The 16648-nt window shown below is 28.7% G+C and carries 16 protein-coding genes and 1 pseudogene; 5 read left to right on the forward strand and 12 right to left on the reverse strand.

Translation table 11 applies throughout. From position 1 onward, the window contains the following. Nucleotides 1–2 precede the first annotated feature (2 nt). From SFBM_RS05905 to SFBM_RS05920, 4 genes are read left to right on the forward strand one after another with little or no spacing between them, the layout of a single operon-like run. Nucleotides 3–986, forward strand: a complete 984-nt coding sequence (locus tag SFBM_RS05905; protein WP_005805561.1) for a FecCD family ABC transporter permease — start codon at nt 3–5, stop codon at nt 984–986. Continuing rightward, nucleotides 987–1997: a FecCD family ABC transporter permease gene (locus SFBM_RS05910; protein ID WP_005805559.1), complete on the forward strand. Its 1011-nt coding sequence runs from the start codon at nt 987–989 to the stop codon at nt 1995–1997. Beyond that, a complete protein-coding gene (locus tag SFBM_RS05915) occupies nt 1997–2785 on the forward strand; it encodes an ABC transporter ATP-binding protein (protein WP_005805558.1) in 789 nt (262 codons plus the stop codon). The genes SFBM_RS05910 and SFBM_RS05915 overlap by 1 nt, the downstream gene beginning before the upstream one ends. Then, complete coding sequence (locus SFBM_RS05920) at nt 2775–4007, forward strand: MFS transporter (protein WP_005805557.1); 1233 nt, start codon at nt 2775–2777, stop codon at nt 4005–4007. The genes SFBM_RS05915 and SFBM_RS05920 overlap by 11 nt, the downstream gene beginning before the upstream one ends. 14 nt (nt 4008–4021) lie before the next feature. Here the strand turns inward: SFBM_RS05920 and SFBM_RS05925 are convergent, their stop codons facing one another. The 5 genes from SFBM_RS05925 to SFBM_RS05945 all read right to left on the reverse strand — a co-directional run bounded on the left by SFBM_RS05925 (nt 4022) and on the right by SFBM_RS05945 (nt 8832). After that, complete coding sequence (locus tag SFBM_RS05925) at nt 4022–4723, reverse strand: queuosine precursor transporter (protein ID WP_005805555.1); 702 nt, start codon at nt 4721–4723, stop codon at nt 4022–4024. Nucleotide 4724: 1 nt separating this feature from the next. Continuing rightward, the gene (locus SFBM_RS05930) at nt 4725–5420 is read right to left on the reverse strand and encodes a hypothetical protein (RefSeq protein WP_005805552.1); all 696 of its coding nucleotides are present in this window, start codon (nt 5418–5420) and stop codon (nt 4725–4727) included. A gap of 115 nt (nt 5421–5535) precedes the next feature. Continuing rightward, nucleotides 5536–7611 carry a DUF262 domain-containing protein gene (locus SFBM_RS05935; RefSeq protein ID WP_005805550.1) on the reverse strand — a complete coding sequence of 692 codons (2076 nt, stop codon included), beginning with the start codon at nt 7609–7611 and terminating at the stop codon, nt 5536–5538. Nucleotides 7612–7726: 115 nt separating this feature from the next. Then, nucleotides 7727–8116, reverse strand: coding sequence for a cupin domain-containing protein (locus SFBM_RS05940; protein WP_005805548.1), 390 nt, complete (start codon nt 8114–8116; stop codon nt 7727–7729). 173 nt (nt 8117–8289) lie between these two features. Beyond that, on the reverse strand, nt 8290–8832 hold the full coding sequence (locus SFBM_RS05945) for an ADP-ribosyltransferase (RefSeq protein WP_005805546.1): 543 nt from the start codon (nt 8830–8832) through the stop codon (nt 8290–8292). Between the two features lie 346 nt (nt 8833–9178). On the opposite strand from SFBM_RS05945, the gene SFBM_RS05955 reads away from it, so the two are divergent. Further along, on the forward strand, nt 9179–9847 hold the full coding sequence (locus SFBM_RS05955; RefSeq protein ID WP_005805543.1) for a manganese catalase family protein: 669 nt from the start codon (nt 9179–9181) through the stop codon (nt 9845–9847). 59 nt (nt 9848–9906) lie between these two features. Here the strand turns inward: SFBM_RS05955 and rbr are convergent, their stop codons facing one another. The 7 genes and pseudogenes from rbr to SFBM_RS05985 form a co-directional block, all read right to left on the reverse strand. After that, nucleotides 9907–10563: a rubrerythrin gene (rbr, locus tag SFBM_RS08305; RefSeq protein ID WP_438825413.1), complete on the reverse strand. Its 657-nt coding sequence runs from the start codon at nt 10561–10563 to the stop codon at nt 9907–9909. A gap of 120 nt (nt 10564–10683) precedes the next feature. Next, nucleotides 10684–11085, reverse strand: a pseudogene (locus tag SFBM_RS08310) (flavin reductase family protein); the annotation flags it as partial. 290 nt (nt 11086–11375) lie between these two features. Continuing rightward, a complete protein-coding gene (locus tag SFBM_RS05965) occupies nt 11376–12710 on the reverse strand; it encodes an MATE family efflux transporter (RefSeq protein ID WP_014018022.1) in 1335 nt (444 codons plus the stop codon). Nucleotide 12711: 1 nt separating this feature from the next. After that, nucleotides 12712–13143 carry a MarR family winged helix-turn-helix transcriptional regulator gene (locus SFBM_RS05970; protein ID WP_007440908.1) on the reverse strand — a complete coding sequence of 144 codons (432 nt, stop codon included), beginning with the start codon at nt 13141–13143 and terminating at the stop codon, nt 12712–12714. 314 nt (nt 13144–13457) lie between these two features. Next, on the reverse strand, nt 13458–14924 hold the full coding sequence (locus tag SFBM_RS05975; protein WP_005805537.1) for a catalase: 1467 nt from the start codon (nt 14922–14924) through the stop codon (nt 13458–13460). Nucleotides 14925–15001: 77 nt separating this feature from the next. Further along, the gene (locus tag SFBM_RS05980; RefSeq protein ID WP_005805536.1) at nt 15002–15430 is read right to left on the reverse strand and encodes a Fur family transcriptional regulator; all 429 of its coding nucleotides are present in this window, start codon (nt 15428–15430) and stop codon (nt 15002–15004) included. 496 nt (nt 15431–15926) lie between these two features. Beyond that, a complete protein-coding gene (locus tag SFBM_RS05985; protein ID WP_005805534.1) occupies nt 15927–16460 on the reverse strand; it encodes a biotin transporter BioY in 534 nt (177 codons plus the stop codon). Nucleotides 16461–16648 lie beyond the last annotated feature (188 nt).

The following is a 16648-nucleotide window of genomic DNA, read 5'->3' on the forward strand; positions in this document are numbered from 1 at the left end:
TTATGAAGATAAGTAAAAGATTAATCTCAATTACTGGATTTATTTTACTTCTTATAGGGATCTTAGCCTCAATTAACATTGGGGCTAAAGATATTCCTCTAAAAAATGTGTTTAATTCCATATTTTTTTATGATGGGTCTGTGGAAGCACAGCTTATAAGAGATGTGAGACTCCCTCGAGTTATTTCTGCTCTATTAAATGGAGGCATTCTTTCTATATGTGGAGCAATGATTCAAGGAGTTATGCGTAATCCTTTAGCTGATCCATCTATAATCGGTATAACCCAAGGAGCTACTTTAGCTATAGCGCTATCTACAATTTTTCCTATAGGTCTTGGAATCTATGGAAATTTTTTTATGGCTCTTATAGGTTCTGCATTTAGTGGTATAATAGTTTTGATAATTATGAAAAATTCTTCATTAAACCATAACATATCTAAACTACTCCTTGCAAGCACTGCGATGAGTACACTTTTCATATCTATTGCATCGATGATTGCTCTAATTAAAAATAAATCTCAAGAATTAGCATTTTGGATTTCTGGAAGTTTAAATCAGAATGGATGGTTACAAGTTATTTCATTGATAATCATAGGTTCTATATTCTGTTTTCTATCTATCTTGATGATTAATGATCTTAATATTTTAAATCTCGGAGATGAAAATGCAATAGGTCTTGGAGTATCTCCATCTAAAGTGCGTTTAAAAATTATTTCCATAATAATCCCTCTTTGCTCTATTTGTGTCGCAACATCTGGTAATATTAGCTTTATTGGACTTCTTGTACCACATATAATAAAGAAATTAGTCGGAACTAATTATAAAGATGTATTGCCTCTATCTTTCTTATTTGGAAGTGCTCTACTTATCTTCAGTGATATAATTGCTAGAACAATTCTATCTCCATATGAACTTCCTATAGGAATATTTACATCATTTATTGGAATTCCTATATTTCTATTATTAATTAGAAAGGAGAATATATAAATGAAAAAAGCTTCATTAGTTTTTTTAATATCATCAATAATACTTGTCTTGTCTGTTCTCCTCTATTTAAATCTCGGTAGTTACAAAATGAGTATAGCCGATATATTTAAAACATTTTTAGGTAATGGAACAAATCCTCAAAATTTTGCTATATTTGAGTTAAGATTACCAAGAGTTATATTAGCTATTATTGTAGCTTTTGCTTTAAGCATATCCGGAGTGATATTCCAAACAATAACAAAAAATCCTTTATCAGAACCAGGCATAATCGGAATAAATTCTGGGGCAGCATTATTTGTTATTCTATTAATTTCATCTAACACAAGTACATATTATGCCAAACTTCCAATATCAACTGTCTTACTCATACCAATCGTTGCAATAATAGGTGCAATGTTTTCAATAATTTTGATTTATTTATTTGCATACAAAAAAAGATTTAAGCCAATAAAATTTATTTTAACTGGTATTGCTATAAATACAGGATTTTCTGCTATAATTTCATTTTATCAACTTAGCGTTTCTAAAGGCGATTATAATCAAGTTTTAACATGGACTAGTGGAAGCCTTTGGGGTAGCAACTGGAATTATATACTACTAACTCTTCCATTCATATTAATTTTAATAATTGTTACCCTAATTAAAAGTAAAACACTAGATATACTCACTCTTGGTGATGAATTGTCTTATGGAATTGGTGTAAATGTACAGAAAGAGTCAGTATTATTTATATTTATAGCATCATTCCTAGCTGCTATTGCCACATCAGTTGCTGGAAATATTGCTTTCTTAGGATTTATATCACCTCAAATATCAAAAAGTATAATTGGGTACTCTCACTGCAAAATAATTGTGTTATCTGGAATCATAGGTTCTATAATTTTGGTATTATCTGATGCTATAGCAAAAAACTTATTTTCTCCAATTGAAATTCCTGTTGGAATAATTGTATCAATCTTAGCTGTACCATATTTTATATTCTTAATTATAAGAGATAGGAGGTTTAAATAATGAGAATAAGAACTCAAAATCTTCAAGTTAATTATGATGAAAAAATTATAATTCCTTCTCTAAATCTTGAAATACCTGAAAATAAAGTAACCATATTAATTGGTCCAAACGGATGTGGTAAATCCACACTCTTAAAATCAATTATGAGAATTATACCAATAAAAAGTGGAAAAATTTTTCTGGACGATAAAGACATGAAATCCCTATCTCAAAGGGAAATTGCTAATAAAATATCGATATTACCTCAAACTCCAATTGTTCCTGAAGGCATAGACGTTAAAAATTTAATTTCATATGGTCGATTTCCTCATAAAAAATCACTTTCTGGTTTAAACAAGGAAGATTACGAGATAATTAACTGGGCAATGGAAAAAACAGGTATACTAGATATAAAAGATAGGATTGTATCAAACTTATCAGGCGGACAACGTCAACGTGTTTGGATATCATTAGCACTTGCCCAAAAAACGAATACAATAATATTAGATGAACCAACAACATACTTAGATATGGCACATCAACTTGAAGTATTAGAGTTACTTCAAAAACTAAATAGAAATAATAAAACAACCATAATAATGGTAATTCATGAATTAAACCACGCAACAAAATTTGCTGATAATATTATTGGAATGAAAAATGGAAATGTACTTTTTCAAGGTGATCCTTCAAACGTGATAACTAAAGAAAATTTAAAATTACTTTATGAGATAGATGCTACCCTAGTAAAAAATGAAGAGAAAGGATATCCAATTTGCATGGATTACTCAATAATTAATGAAAACTAATAAAAATTTTAAATTAATTCTATTAGGTCAAATTATAAGTTTATTTGGAAACACAATACAAAGATTTGCATTATCTCTTTATATATTAGACATAACTGGTAATCCTGCTATATATGCTAATATTCTAGCATTATCAATCATTCCATACATAATTCTAGCACCAATTGCAGGTAATATAGCAGACAATTATAATAAAAAATATATGATGATATTTCTCGATATCATATCAGGAATTCTTATGGTAATTTGCTTTATATTTTTTATATTTAAAATGGAATCTATATTCCTCATAGGTCTTGTTATGATTTTATTATCTGCTATATCTGCATGCTATGGCCCCGTCGTAACAGCATCTATACCTCAAACTGTTAAAAATAATTATCTTCAAAGAGCAAATAGTTATATAAGTCAAGTAGGATCATTATCAAATATTCTAGGTCCAATACTTGGAGGTATACTCTATGGATTTTTAGGTATTAACATTATACTCATATTAAATGGATTAAGCTTTATTATATCTGCCATATTAGAATGCTTTATAATACTTCCAAAACAACAAAACACAATACATAAATCTTTAAACCTATTTATCTCATTTGCTCATATTACAAAAACATTTAAAATACTATCCAAAAATTATAAAACAGTATTGGGTATAATTTTATCATACGGATTATATAACATTTCAATAGTACCAATAAACTCTGTACTACTACCAACAATAATAAACTTAGATTTTAACTTACCATCTCAAATGTATGGAATAATAGAAAGTATAATAGCTAGTGGTTTACTCACAAGTGGGATTTTAATAAATTTAAAACCTAATTTATTTAAATTTAGTACCCACTATAAACTGAATTATTTAATGCCATTATCAATGTTACTTGTAGGCACACTATTAATAATAACAAATAATATAAACATAGGTGTACTTGGAATAACATTGGGAGGATTTATTATTATGTTTTGCCTCGGCATAGGAAATATTGTAACTCTTACATATATACAAACTTCTGTACCCCAAAATATATTAGGTAGTGTAAGTGCATTATCTACTGCAATTGCAACTGGATCAATTCCAATTGGACAGATATCTTTTGGCTACTTACTTCAAGGACGATTAAATAATGGATCCATTTTATTAATATCTGGTATAATAGCTATTTTGGTTTGCAATTTTGTCAGATCAAATATCAAAAATAATTTAATAAAAATATAAAAGGAAAGAGCACTCTAAACTTGAGCACTCTTTCCTTTTTTAATATTCTTTGCAATATAGACAAATGGTGTATCCATTATTGAAGTAACCACAAAAATTATATAACTTGATACAATCATAGAAATAAGTGTATTTACATCATATTCACCAACAAAAGCAAACAATGTAAAAAGTACTGTATTAAAAATTTGACTTATAAGCGTTGACCCATTATTCCTAATCCATAATAGCTTATCTTTACTTCCAAATTTCTTTGAAGTAAAATTCCACCATTTATGATAGAGCCAAACATCTAAAAACTGACTTATAGCATAAACACCTAATGATGAAAAAATCATTCTAGGAATATTTGTAAAAATATTCCTAATAGAATCCATCTTAACATCATTAATACTCGGAATATATCGTATCCAGCTTTGAGATAGAACTAAGAAAAATATCATCATAAGTATACTAATAAATACAGCCTTGTTAGCACTACTTTTACCTTCACATTCGGATAAAATATCTGTTATTAAAAATGTTGACGCAAACAGTATATTACCAAGAGTTTGTTCCATCCCGAAAGCATCTACAAGAAGTACAACTTCAATATTTGCAAGAATAGTCACAACTCCAATCATCGCATAAAGTCCACTTTTCCCATAATACCTATAAGTAATAAGTATCATTCCATATATAAAAAATAATGATAAAATAAGAAGTATCTCATTCATTCTAAGCACCTACCCCAAAATCAGTATTATTAATTAAAATGTCTACTCTATAATCATCTTTATATTTTGGGTATATACTCCTCATGAATTCATTTATAACATTTTTATCTGGAATCATTTCCGTACTATTCTCACACATTATATTTACACAAATTCTATCAAAGTTCTTAAGTCCTAATTTTATATCAGTTTCTATACTTTCTATAGTTTGTCCACTTATTCCAAAAAGAAAATTTGCTTCATCAAAATACTCTGATATAATCTCAGGATCCTTATCATGTATCCCTTTATTAAAAATACCTTCCCTAAGATCATAGTCAAATGTTTCAAGTCCAAGTTTCATTTTTATATCAAAATCAGAAAACTCTTCCTTAAGTTCAGGAATTCGTTTCTTATAAAGGTAATGACTTTCAAAATGAATAATTGAAATACCTTTTTCTTTACATACACTCTTAATAAGATCTATCGTTGTCTTATCAAGTTCAAACACCGATCCAGAATTAATAACTTCTAAAGTTCCATGTTCTCCAGTAATATTATCAATTACAGATTTGTTTAATAAATAATTTTCATAAGAGTCCTTAGACATATCCAAATAATAATCACAAAATGTACATTTTTTATAAATACATCCAGACCCTCGAAGAAGAACTATCTCCCTCTTGTTCTTCTCATTAATGACACTGTATCTTTTCATAATTTCATTGTAAAGGCGAACACCCTTTACTACCTCCTAGTTTTGATTTAGATAAAACTTTTTATCCGAGCAGGATGATTTCGAACTGCTCTTTTGAAAATATATACAAATTAATTTATTTTTCTTTATTAGTATAGAAAATTAAGTCGTTAAAATAAACATCATATGCTTTAAATATATTTCTTAATATAAATAATTTTCTCTCTGTACTTGTACATGAATTTACATGTATCCCATCATAAATCTCAACACTATTAATAAAGTCAGATTTATTAAAACTAAAATAAGATGCAATACCAAAATATGAAGATGTTGCAAATTTTGTTATAACACTCCTATCTTCAATATAAAGTATTTGCAATACTTTTTGAAACATTTCTATCCATGATGTTACTGCATACTCTGCATTCCTAAAACTAAAACACTTGATTTTCTTCCCACTAAAATCAATATCTTCATCAATAAGCGAATAAACATCTACTTGCTTCTTCTCAGGTTCAAACCCACTTGATGGTAACATCCATATTTTAATAGCTTGGTTAATAAGATATTTACTACGCTCTTCAATTTCTGTACTTGTCCACTTTTCATTTTTTGCAATATAATTATTCATACGAATACCACTATCTTCAAAACCATTTTCCATAGTTTTCTTTTCTTTAAAAGTCTTATTACTATATCTTGAATTATAAGCAGTTAATGTAAGATTCCCAATTCTATGTAACCACGTTTCATGAATTTCTCTATAATTATCTCCTAAATCTTTTATCCATGCTGGTGTTAACTCTCTAGGCATAATATGTTCAATTGAATAAATTCCTTTATCATATTTTTCATATACATCCTTACATTCTTTTGTTTTATAATTTTCAAAACGCTCTAGAATATAGATTTTATTTTTAGGAGTCATATTATAAACTTGTTTTTCCATAAATTTTTTCTTAAATTCTCGGTTACTTGGAAAAGATGCCCTTCCATTTTTAGATAAAAGTACATATTTAAATTTCTCGAGATAATTTTCACAAGAACTATCATTATATCTCATAATTTCACGATGAAGATTTGAAAACATTCCATTTAAAACATTGGTTTGCATATCACAAATTATCCTTCTAAACAAGTAACTCTCAGTAATCAAAAATATATCTGTTACTTGAGAAATACTTAATTCTCCCTCATCATATAAACGCAATACTTCAAGAAAAAATGGTCTAGTAACACTCTTCTCCAATCTATTTAATCTATCAATGCAACTGTATAAACTATCATTTTTATTATCTCCATTTAAAAGTACACCATATCTCTTTGCATAGTCTAATAAATCTTTAAATAAATCCTCAACAGTCAAAGATAAATCTTCAACATATTGTTTAAAATTAGTATAAATTTTTTTACTACTACACACTTCCCCATTTTTAATAGTAAGATAATCTCTTAAAAATGAAGTTACATCGTAGTTTGTAAATTTTTCTATTCTATTCCAATATTTTGTATAATAATCATCTTGTAAATCTGCAGGTAGTCCCATAAGAATAAAATTTCTTATCTTATCTCCTTCACTTAAAGCAAGTCCAGTTGAGTTAAGACTCTCAAAAATAAGTTGTGGATTATCTTCTCCACTTAAAGTAATGTTAATTATTTCAAGTCTACATATAGCATCATATAATTCATCAATTGTAATTTCATTTTTCTGAATTCTATTATAAAAATATTGATAATTTATCGTTAAATTAGATTCTCTAACATACTCATATACATCACCATCAAAAAGTTTTTCAAATGCTACACGATCATCTTTAACAGGTCTTAACTTTATACGTTCAGCATCTGTTTGATATTTATCAACAAGAAACTCTTCATAAATTTGAATCCCGAGGGAACCATCTATAGGTTTAATAATTCCTTTAAAAATCAAATTATACATAGCTAAAAAAAGTAATGAAATAGTAGTTACCCTCTGTTGACCATCTATTATAACGTATTCTGTATTTCTTCCAGAACCTTCGTGAACAGATACAATACTCCCAAAAAAGTGACTCCTTCTTTTACCTCTTACAATTTTTATAAGATCATCAAAAAGCTGTTCACAATTCTTTTCTTTCCAATCATAATTACGTTGATAAACTGGAATAATAAATCGTGTTTTAGAACCTTCTATATATTTTATTAATTTACCTTCTCGTCCCTCCATTGATTCCTCCAAAAATTACAATATAATTAACAACATATCTTGATTTAAATATATCAAAATTACTATAAATAAAACACATATTTAATCTCTAATATTATGACTCTACTTAAAAAAACTACTTGTGAATTATCCCATCCTCCATAGTATATCCCTCTAAAGAATTTTCTTTAACCTGGATACAAATAAATTTCATTGCCTCATCTTCTGATGCAAAAAATTGACGCTGCCCCTTTGGAGCGACACGAATCCAATCTCCAGCTGAAAGATCTATATTTTCTCCATCTATAATCGCTCTACCTTTCCCCGATAAAATTGCAAAAATTTCTTCATTTTGTTTATGTGAATGAACAAACGGTATACAAACACCTGATGGAATAATATTTATACTTACTTCAGCTCCTGTCAAAGAAAGTACATCATGAAGTTCTGCCCTTTTTATAGGAAGTTCATTGCTAAACTCTTTTAAATCTTCATTTGTTAAATGTGTTTTGCTATAATTTTTCATATTTATTATATAACTCCTTTTTAAACTTTCACTATAATCCTAAATATCACACTAAAATTATATACATCCCATATTTTAATGTCAATTCATCTACCTAAAAACAAAAAACCCTAGATTTAAACTAGGGATATAATTTTTTATTAAGTATCATTAATTTTCCATTGTAAATTAAATTAATTATCATTAATAACTTCTAATTCCAATTTATCTCCATTAAAACTTAAAACCTTATATTTAGTAGTTCTATCTAATATTATTTCCTTATGGTTTAACCATCCTGAATCTTCTCCAACATAAACAGCCTTACTCCCACTTGGAACTTTAATCTCTATCATTAAAGAATCATCTTTATTCCTTTTATTTTGCGCAAAACTCTCAGCCACATTTTTATCAACAGAAGTGCTAAAATAATAATTTGGTTTAAAAATTTGACCAACTTTTAAATCCTTAAAATATCGTCTATTTGCACCCTTAAAAACCAAGATATCATCCTCTAATTTGAATTTAAGCAATACTCCATCTAAATTCTTAACCATATCATCAATATTTTCATAAAAAACTTGCTTAATATGATCTTCACCTGACAACTTTCTATTTATATCGCGACTCCTATATGTATACATCAATAAAGATTGTTGTTCATCAAAATTAAGATTATTAAAAAAAGTCTTACCAAGTAAATTATATTTTTTAACTTGAACTTGAGATAAAGGCATTATATTTTATACTAGAATTTTTAGTAATTGAAGAGCTACCCCCCCCCCCCCCATCAATTTAGCATTATTCACAGAAACTACTCCATTTGATGGCAAACTAATACGAAAAAATGATTGAACATCTACTATACTACAAAAACTTAAATAATAAGTTGTAACTATTGATGTAAACAGTACTATGTTTTTTATCATAATAACTCCTTAAAAACACAAACATACTCTAATTATTCGGTTAATCAGATGATATATTTATATACTTTTTAATATAAGTGCTGTCTTAATTGTTATTAGTATTTTTTTAACTATTTTAGATAAAGCTAATATAAAAACTTAGAGGAGTGTTTATATGTTCAAACATGAAAAACAACTGTTATGTAATGTTGAAGTAGAAAAACCAAATCCACATTATGCAGCTCTTTTACAAGAACAATTAGGTGGTGCAAATGGTGAATTAAAAGCAGCACTACAATATATGTCACAAAGCTTCAGAATAAAAGATCAAGAGATAAAGGACTTATTTCTTGATATAGCAGCAGAAGAATTAGGACATTTAGAAATCATATCTCAAACTATAATGTTACTAAATGGTCATGATGTAAATGCAGAGTCAACTCAAAGTGGCGAAATCCAATCTCAAGTATTATTTGGACTAAACCCTGGCTTAGTCAATTCATCTGGATATTCTTGGACTGGTGACTACGTTTCAGTTACTGGTGATTTATGTGCCGATCTATTATCAAACATAGCTTCAGAACAGCGTGCAAAAGTTGTATATGAATATCTATATAGACAAATCCATGATAAAAAAGTTAAACAAACGATTGACTTCTTATTAAATCGAGAAGAAGCTCATAATGCTATGTTTAGAAAAGCATTCAATAAAATACAAGAAAGCGGATCAAATAAAGATTTTGGAACAACTCCTGATGCTCAAATGTATCTCAATTTATCATCACCTTCACCATCTGACAATAAATTCTCTAATATAAATATTGACCCACCTTCATTTAAATAATAAAAGTCCCTCACCAATAATGATGAGGGACTTTTACTTCATTATAAAAAATTATTTTACTAATAATTTTCAGCGTGAATCTCAAAATAACTCTTAGGATGTGCACATACAAGACATACCTCTGGTGCTTTTGTTCCAACTACAATATGACCACAGTTACGACACTCCCAAACCTTTACACTACTTTTTTCAAATACTTGTGCTGTTTCAATATTTTGAAGAAGCTTACGATATCTTTCCTCGTGATGTTTTTCAATCTTACCAACTTCTCTAAATTTTACAGCAAGATCGTGGAATCCTTCTTCTTCTGCAGTCTTTGCAAATTCTTCATACATGTCGGTCCACTCATAATTTTCTCCATCTGCAGCAGCCTTAAGGTTTTGTTTTGTATCTCCAATTCCTCCCAATTCCTTAAACCATAACTTCGCATGTTCTCTCTCATTCTCAGCAGTCTTCATAAATAATTCAGCCATTTGCTGATATCCTTCTTTCCTAGCTACAGATGCAAAGTAGGTATATTTATTTCTTGCCTGAGATTCCCCAGCAAAAGCTTCCATGAGATTTTTCTCTGTTTTTGTTCCTGCGTACTTATTTATTATAGTTTTTTTATCTGATTGATTAGATACTTTTTCAAAATCTGATGCAGGATGTTTACATATAGGACAGATAAAATCATGCGGTAATTCTTCGCCAACATATTCATATCCACAAATCATACAACGCCATATAGTTTGTCCATCTTTAGTTAACCCAACAGCTTCAGGTTTTGGTTTAATATTATTAAAATAATATTCATATGTTAATGACGGTGCAGAACTTAAAACTTCCATATCAGTAACCTCACCGATAAACATAGTATGAGTTCCTAAATCTTGAGTTTTAGTTACTTTTACTGATATATAAGCATTAGTCCCCTCTGTGATGTAATAAATACCATTAGAACCTCTTGTACAATTTTTATAATCTTCAAATTTATTAACTGTTTTTCCTGTTTGGAATCCAAAATGTTTAATTAAACTAAATTTTGCATCTTGACTCAAAACTGACACTGTAAATTCTCCAGTTCTTTCAATCATACCATGAGTATAATTCAATTTATTTAAACAAATACTTATCTGTTTTGGCGAATCAGTAACTTGAATAGCTGTATTTAAAATACACCCATTATCCTTATCTGCTTCTCTTGCAGTTAAAACAAATAATCCATAACTTAATTTAAATATTGCTCTTTGATCCATACTTATTAACCCTCCTACTACAATAATTTAAACAATCGTCTCTAAAAATACTCCATAATAAAACAAGCAGAAGGGCAAAATTCTTCGAAAAAATTAGATTTCTCGCAAAATTTAAAGTAGCGTAACTACAAACCCTTCTGCTATCCTCACGATAGTATTTATATCGTTAATTCTATTTATTTAATAATACCATAAATTAAATTATTCGTAAATTAAATAATTTGCTTATTTTCAAAGTATCTATTAAGATCTCAATCCTCTAGATTTAAAACTTGCCTTCCACTACATTTTTATAAATACCTATACTTGCTCCTCTTTCCAATAATAAATAAAACTGTTATCAATACAGCAACAATCTCAGCAGCTATAACTGAAAACCATATACCATCAATTCCAAAAATTAATGGTAGAACAATAACTGCTACAATTTGAAATACCAAACTACGTAAAAACGAAATTAATGCAGAAGTCACACCATCATTTAGTGCGGTGAAAAAGGAGGAACCATAAATAGCAAATCCTGAAAACAAGAATGAAATAGAGTAAATCTTAAATGCCCTCTCTGTCATACCCATAAGCTCCATATCATACCCTACAAAAATACTTGCCAACGTTCCTGCTAAACTTTCTGCTAATCCAAACATAATAAGTGCAAAAATACAAATAATAATACAACTCTTTCTCAATAATCCTTTTAACTCTGAATAATTCTTTGCTCCATAATGATATCCAATTACTGGAGCTACCCCTGTAGAATATCCAATAAAAATGGAAAGAAAAATCATATTAACATACATAAGTACCCCATAAACAGCAATTCCATTTTCTCCTGCATATTTCATAAGCTGAAAATTATATAACATACTTACAATTGATAAAGAAATGTTACTCATAAGTTCAGAAGAACCATTTGTGCACGTCTTTAACAAAGCCTTTGCATTCATTTTTGTCTTTGTTAATCTTAATACACCAGCATTTGGCCTACAAAAATACAAAACTGAAATTGTAGCCCCAAGTATTTGACTTATTGTTGTAGCAACAGCTGCACCAACAATTCCCCATGAAAAAACTGCCATAAACAATGCATCTAAAATCATATTTGTAACTCCACATACTACTGTAGTAATAAGACCCATATGTGGTTTGCCAGCTGTAATAAAAAAGCTTTGAAACTCAAACTGAATCATATAAAAAGGCAACGCTACCAATATAATTTTACCATAAATAATACAATTCTCTAACATTTCTCCATCTGCACCCATAAAAGATACAATAGGCTCAATAAAAATAAAACTTACAATAAAAATAATAATTCCACAAATAATCGTACTATATACAATCAAAGAAAAAAGGCGTCTTGCCTTATCCTGATCGCCTTCCCCCAAAATCTTAGAAACAAGAGCACTACCACCTGAACCAAACATAAAACCAATAGATGCCAAAATAATAAGTACTGGCATAATAAAATTAACAGCAGCAAATGGAACCTTCCCAACAAAATTAGAAACAAAGAATCCATCTACCACCATATAGAGAGAAGTAAATACCATCATAATCATAGATGGAAATGTAAATCTTAATAACTTTTTATAATTAAATTTATCCGAAAGTTGTATAGTACCCATATTAAAACTCCTTTACTTTTTTCTTAAAATCTCTCAAATATCGCTGTGTTAATCCTATGTAAATTTTCCTTTCTTCATCAGACCATGATGAAAATATATCATTCTCTACTTTAATTACACGAAGAACTGTATCTTTTACAAATTCCTTTCCTTTTTCAGTGAGATATACTTTCTTTTTTCTACCATTAAAAGTTTCTAAATATATTATCTTATCTGCTTCCAGTTTGCGAAGTGCCGAATTAATAGTCTGCTTACTAGCCCCAGATATAATATCTCCAAGCATACACTCTCCATTATTAGAACAAAGTGCATAAAGAATTAGCATAGAACTATCAGTAATACCCAGTCTAAGTGCTACTTCATGATAAACTACATCTATTTTTGACATTAAAAAATTAAATGATCCTATTTCTTCATTAAAACAAAATTCCATACCCACTCCTTATTGTACGATTTCGTACATACACAACGACCAGTATACTGTGATTTCACATTTTTGTCAAATAATCTTTATTATCTAAATTCTTAAACATAAGATACTCAAATAAAAAACACTACTAACTCTTATAGCAGTGCTCAAATTTTTGATTACGATTTAAAACATATATAAGATTATCTATATTTCATTAAATAATTAAAAATTTATGAATTACTGATAAATCCAAATAAATATATTCATAATTGTCTAAATATCATACAAAAAAATAAATGGACAATGAAATCTCATTATCCATTTAAAAAATTATATTATTTTATTTCATCCATAGAAATTCCTAAAACATTAGCAAGACCTTGTCCATATTCTGGATCTGCTTTATAACAATTTGATATATGTCTTATCTTAATCTCTTTTGGAATATCTCCCATGGAACGAGCAGTGTTTTCAAATAAAACTTTTCTCTGCTCTGGCGACATCAATCTAAAAAGCTTTCCTGGTTGTGTATAGTAATCATTATCATCTTCCCTAAAATTCCAGTGATCAGCGCTACCACTTAGTGATAATGATGGTTCCCTGTATTCTGGCTGCTCTTGCCATTTACCATAACTATTAGGCTCATAACCTAAAGTACTTCCCGAGTTACCATCTACTCTCATTTTACCATCTCTATGATAACTATTAATTGGGCATTTTGGCGCATTAACAGGAATCTGATTAATATTTACACCCAATCTATAACGTTGAGCATCACCATAAGCAAATAATCTTCCTTGAAGCATTTTATCAGGTGAAAAACTTATTCCAGGTACCACACTCGCTGGATTAAATGCTGCTTGTTCTACTTCTGCAAAATAATTGTCTGGATTACGATTAAGTTCTAAATATCCAACTTCAATCAACGGAAACTCATCTTTATACCAAACTTTTGTTAAATCAAAAGGATTATACGGCATCTTTGATGCTTGTTCTTCAGTCATTACCTGAATATACATCTTCCAACGTGGATAATCTCCTTTTTCAATACTTTCATATAAATCACGTTGATGTGCCTCACGATCTTTCCCTGTTATTATTTCAGCTTCCTCATCTGTTAAATTCTTAATTCCTTGTTGAGTAATAAAATGAAATTTAACCCAAACACGTTCATTTTTATCATTTATCATACTAAAAGTATGACTACCAAATCCATGCATATGTCTATATGATAATGGTATACCTCTATCACTCATTGTAATTGTAACTTGATGGAGTGCTTCTGGAAGTGATGTCCAAAAATCCCAGTTATTTTTTGCACTTCTCATATTTGTTCTTGGATCTCTTTTAACAGCATGGTTTAAGTCTGGAAATTTTAGTGGATCCCTAAGAAAAAATACTGGAGTATTATTCCCAGCTAAATCCCAGTTTCCCTCTTCTGTATAAAACTTTATAGCAAATCCCCTAATATCACGTTCCACATCTGCAGCACCACGTTCACCTGCAACTGTTGAAAATCTTAAAAATAAATCTGTCTTCTTACCAATTTCTGAAAATATTTTAGCCTTAGTATATTTTGTAATATCATGAGTAACAACAAAAGTTCCATATGCCCCAGAACCCTTTGCATGCATTCTTCTCTCTGGAATTACTTCCCTATCAAAATGTGCAAGTTTTTCTAAGAACCATACATCTTGCAATAACATAGGTCCTCTTGGCCCAGCTGTCATAGCATTTTGATTATCTGATACTGGAGCTCCAAAAGCAGTTGTGAGCTTTTTCTTATTATCTTCTGAATTCATTTACACTACCTCCTTCAATTATCAATATTCAAAAATTTTTTAATGATTTATGATAATTAAATGAAATTACATGATTCTCACACGCTATCTAATACCTGAATACATTCTGAACATAAACCCTTAAAATATACATCTTTTTCCTGAATTTGGAATTGATTTAAAGAATCATTATAAATTTTATCAACATCAATTTCAAAATCATATATCCTATCACACTGTTTGCACTTAAAGTGACCATGGCTAAATGTCATAGCATCATATCTTAACTCATTTTCTTCAATGTAAACACCCTTTAATATATTTGCTTCAATAAAAACATTAATTGTATTATATACGGTAGACTTTGACAAAGTTGGAATCTCCTCCAAAACCTTATTATAAACTTCATCTGCCGTTGGATGATCGTTATACTTTATTAAACTTTCAAGTATCTTTATCCGTTGAAAAGATGGCTTTATATTATGTTTAACTAAATACTCAGTCAAATTTTCAATTTTATCAATCACGAGAAATCACTCTTTCTTAATAATAATTATCATTTTATATTTATTATGATTTAATTATAATTATATTTTGATAATATGTCAATAAAAAAACAATGTCGTAATAACAATAAACCACTTATATGTTAAACCACAAAATTAATATTATCTACCTTATCTTAAAATCTAAAAATACAAACCACTTCTTTCCCCAATCTAACAACATAAACTACATAAATAAATAATATAAATGTGTGATTATTAGGTACTAATAATAAAATCGTAAGTTATTATTATACATTTAGTTAAATTAATTTCTTTCTATCTAACCACTCTTCGGTTTTAAAACATATTAACCTGGAAATCATTGTTATCAGTACAAAATAAAATTATTCATAGAATACATTTAAATCATAAATATGTCCATTTTATTTATACTAGTAGAACAATATCAGAAATTAACATTGCTAAAAAGAATCTTCTGTAAAAGGAGATGCTAAAATTATATTAGTAAATTATTTTAAACATTTGGAATCACTCTACGTATCCTATTACACACTATAAAAGCTAATGCAAGCTTTAACAAATCTGGAACTATGTATGGAAATACACACATTGACAATATTTTTATAACTGAATGTTCTAATCCTTGAACTTCATATATTATCTGAAACCATAGAGTACCCACCACATAACATAAAAATAATCCAATCAAGAGAACAAATGCTTTAATTCTTGGATGCTTTAAAATCAACGACTCAAATAAACAATAACAAAGTGCAGTAAATATAAATCCTATAATATACCCCCCTGTAGGTCCTATAATATGACCAACACCCCCCTTAAAACCAGCAAATACAGGCAATCCTATACATCCTATAAAAATATATAAAAAAATCGCCAAAAGACCATCTTGTCCACCCAACAATAATAATGCACAAAAAACTGCAAAAGTTTGCATGGTAAAAGGTAGTGCAGAAGGTATATTGATCCATGAACAAATTGATATAAGACATGTCATCATAGCTATTAAAATAATTCTTTTTGTAGGCATTATCCTTCCTCCTCAAATTAACATTTATCTTTATAAAATTATTTTTATAAATAGCATACTCCTTTACATAAAAATATCATCAACCAAACTAATTAATATTTTTCTCCATCAAATAATTTATTAATGTAATTCTCTCCCTCGCTTACTTAATCACTTTATATCCCCTTTCCTAAAAAAGATTTTGAAAT

This window comes from Candidatus Arthromitus sp. SFB-mouse-Japan, assembly GCF_000270205.1.
In the GTDB taxonomy this organism is placed as follows: Bacteria; Bacillota; Clostridia; order Clostridiales; family Clostridiaceae; genus Dwaynesavagella.

What these genes read in the sequence shown, in the direction of transcription:
- SFBM_RS05905 (WP_005805561.1), top strand. Translation starts at nt 3, where the DNA reads ATGAAGATAAGTAAAAGATTAATCTCAATTACTGGATTTATTTTACTT.
- SFBM_RS05910 (WP_005805559.1), top strand. Translation starts at nt 987, where the DNA reads ATGAAAAAAGCTTCATTAGTTTTTTTAATATCATCAATAATACTTGTC.
- SFBM_RS05915 (WP_005805558.1), top strand. Translation starts at nt 1,997, where the DNA reads ATGAGAATAAGAACTCAAAATCTTCAAGTTAATTATGATGAAAAAATT.
- SFBM_RS05920 (WP_005805557.1), top strand. Translation starts at nt 2,775, where the DNA reads ATGAAAACTAATAAAAATTTTAAATTAATTCTATTAGGTCAAATTATA.
- SFBM_RS05925 (WP_005805555.1), bottom strand. Translation starts at nt 4,723, where the DNA reads ATGAATGAGATACTTCTTATTTTATCATTATTTTTTATATATGGAATG.
- SFBM_RS05930 (WP_005805552.1), bottom strand. Translation starts at nt 5,420, where the DNA reads ATGAAAAGATACAGTGTCATTAATGAGAAGAACAAGAGGGAGATAGTT.
- SFBM_RS05935 (WP_005805550.1), bottom strand. Translation starts at nt 7,611, where the DNA reads ATGGAGGGACGAGAAGGTAAATTAATAAAATATATAGAAGGTTCTAAA.
- SFBM_RS05940 (WP_005805548.1), bottom strand. Translation starts at nt 8,116, where the DNA reads ATGAAAAATTATAGCAAAACACATTTAACAAATGAAGATTTAAAAGAG.
- SFBM_RS05945 (WP_005805546.1), bottom strand. Translation starts at nt 8,832, where the DNA reads ATGCCTTTATCTCAAGTTCAAGTTAAAAAATATAATTTACTTGGTAAG.
- SFBM_RS05955 (WP_005805543.1), top strand. Translation starts at nt 9,179, where the DNA reads ATGTTCAAACATGAAAAACAACTGTTATGTAATGTTGAAGTAGAAAAA.
- rbr (WP_438825413.1), bottom strand. Translation starts at nt 10,563, where the DNA reads ATGATTTGTGGATATGAATATGTTGGCGAAGAATTACCGCATGATTTT.
- SFBM_RS05965 (WP_014018022.1), bottom strand. Translation starts at nt 12,710, where the DNA reads ATGGGTACTATACAACTTTCGGATAAATTTAATTATAAAAAGTTATTA.
- SFBM_RS05970 (WP_007440908.1), bottom strand. Translation starts at nt 13,143, where the DNA reads ATGGAATTTTGTTTTAATGAAGAAATAGGATCATTTAATTTTTTAATG.
- SFBM_RS05975 (WP_005805537.1), bottom strand. Translation starts at nt 14,924, where the DNA reads ATGAATTCAGAAGATAATAAGAAAAAGCTCACAACTGCTTTTGGAGCT.
- SFBM_RS05985 (WP_005805534.1), bottom strand. Translation starts at nt 16,460, where the DNA reads ATGCCTACAAAAAGAATTATTTTAATAGCTATGATGACATGTCTTATA.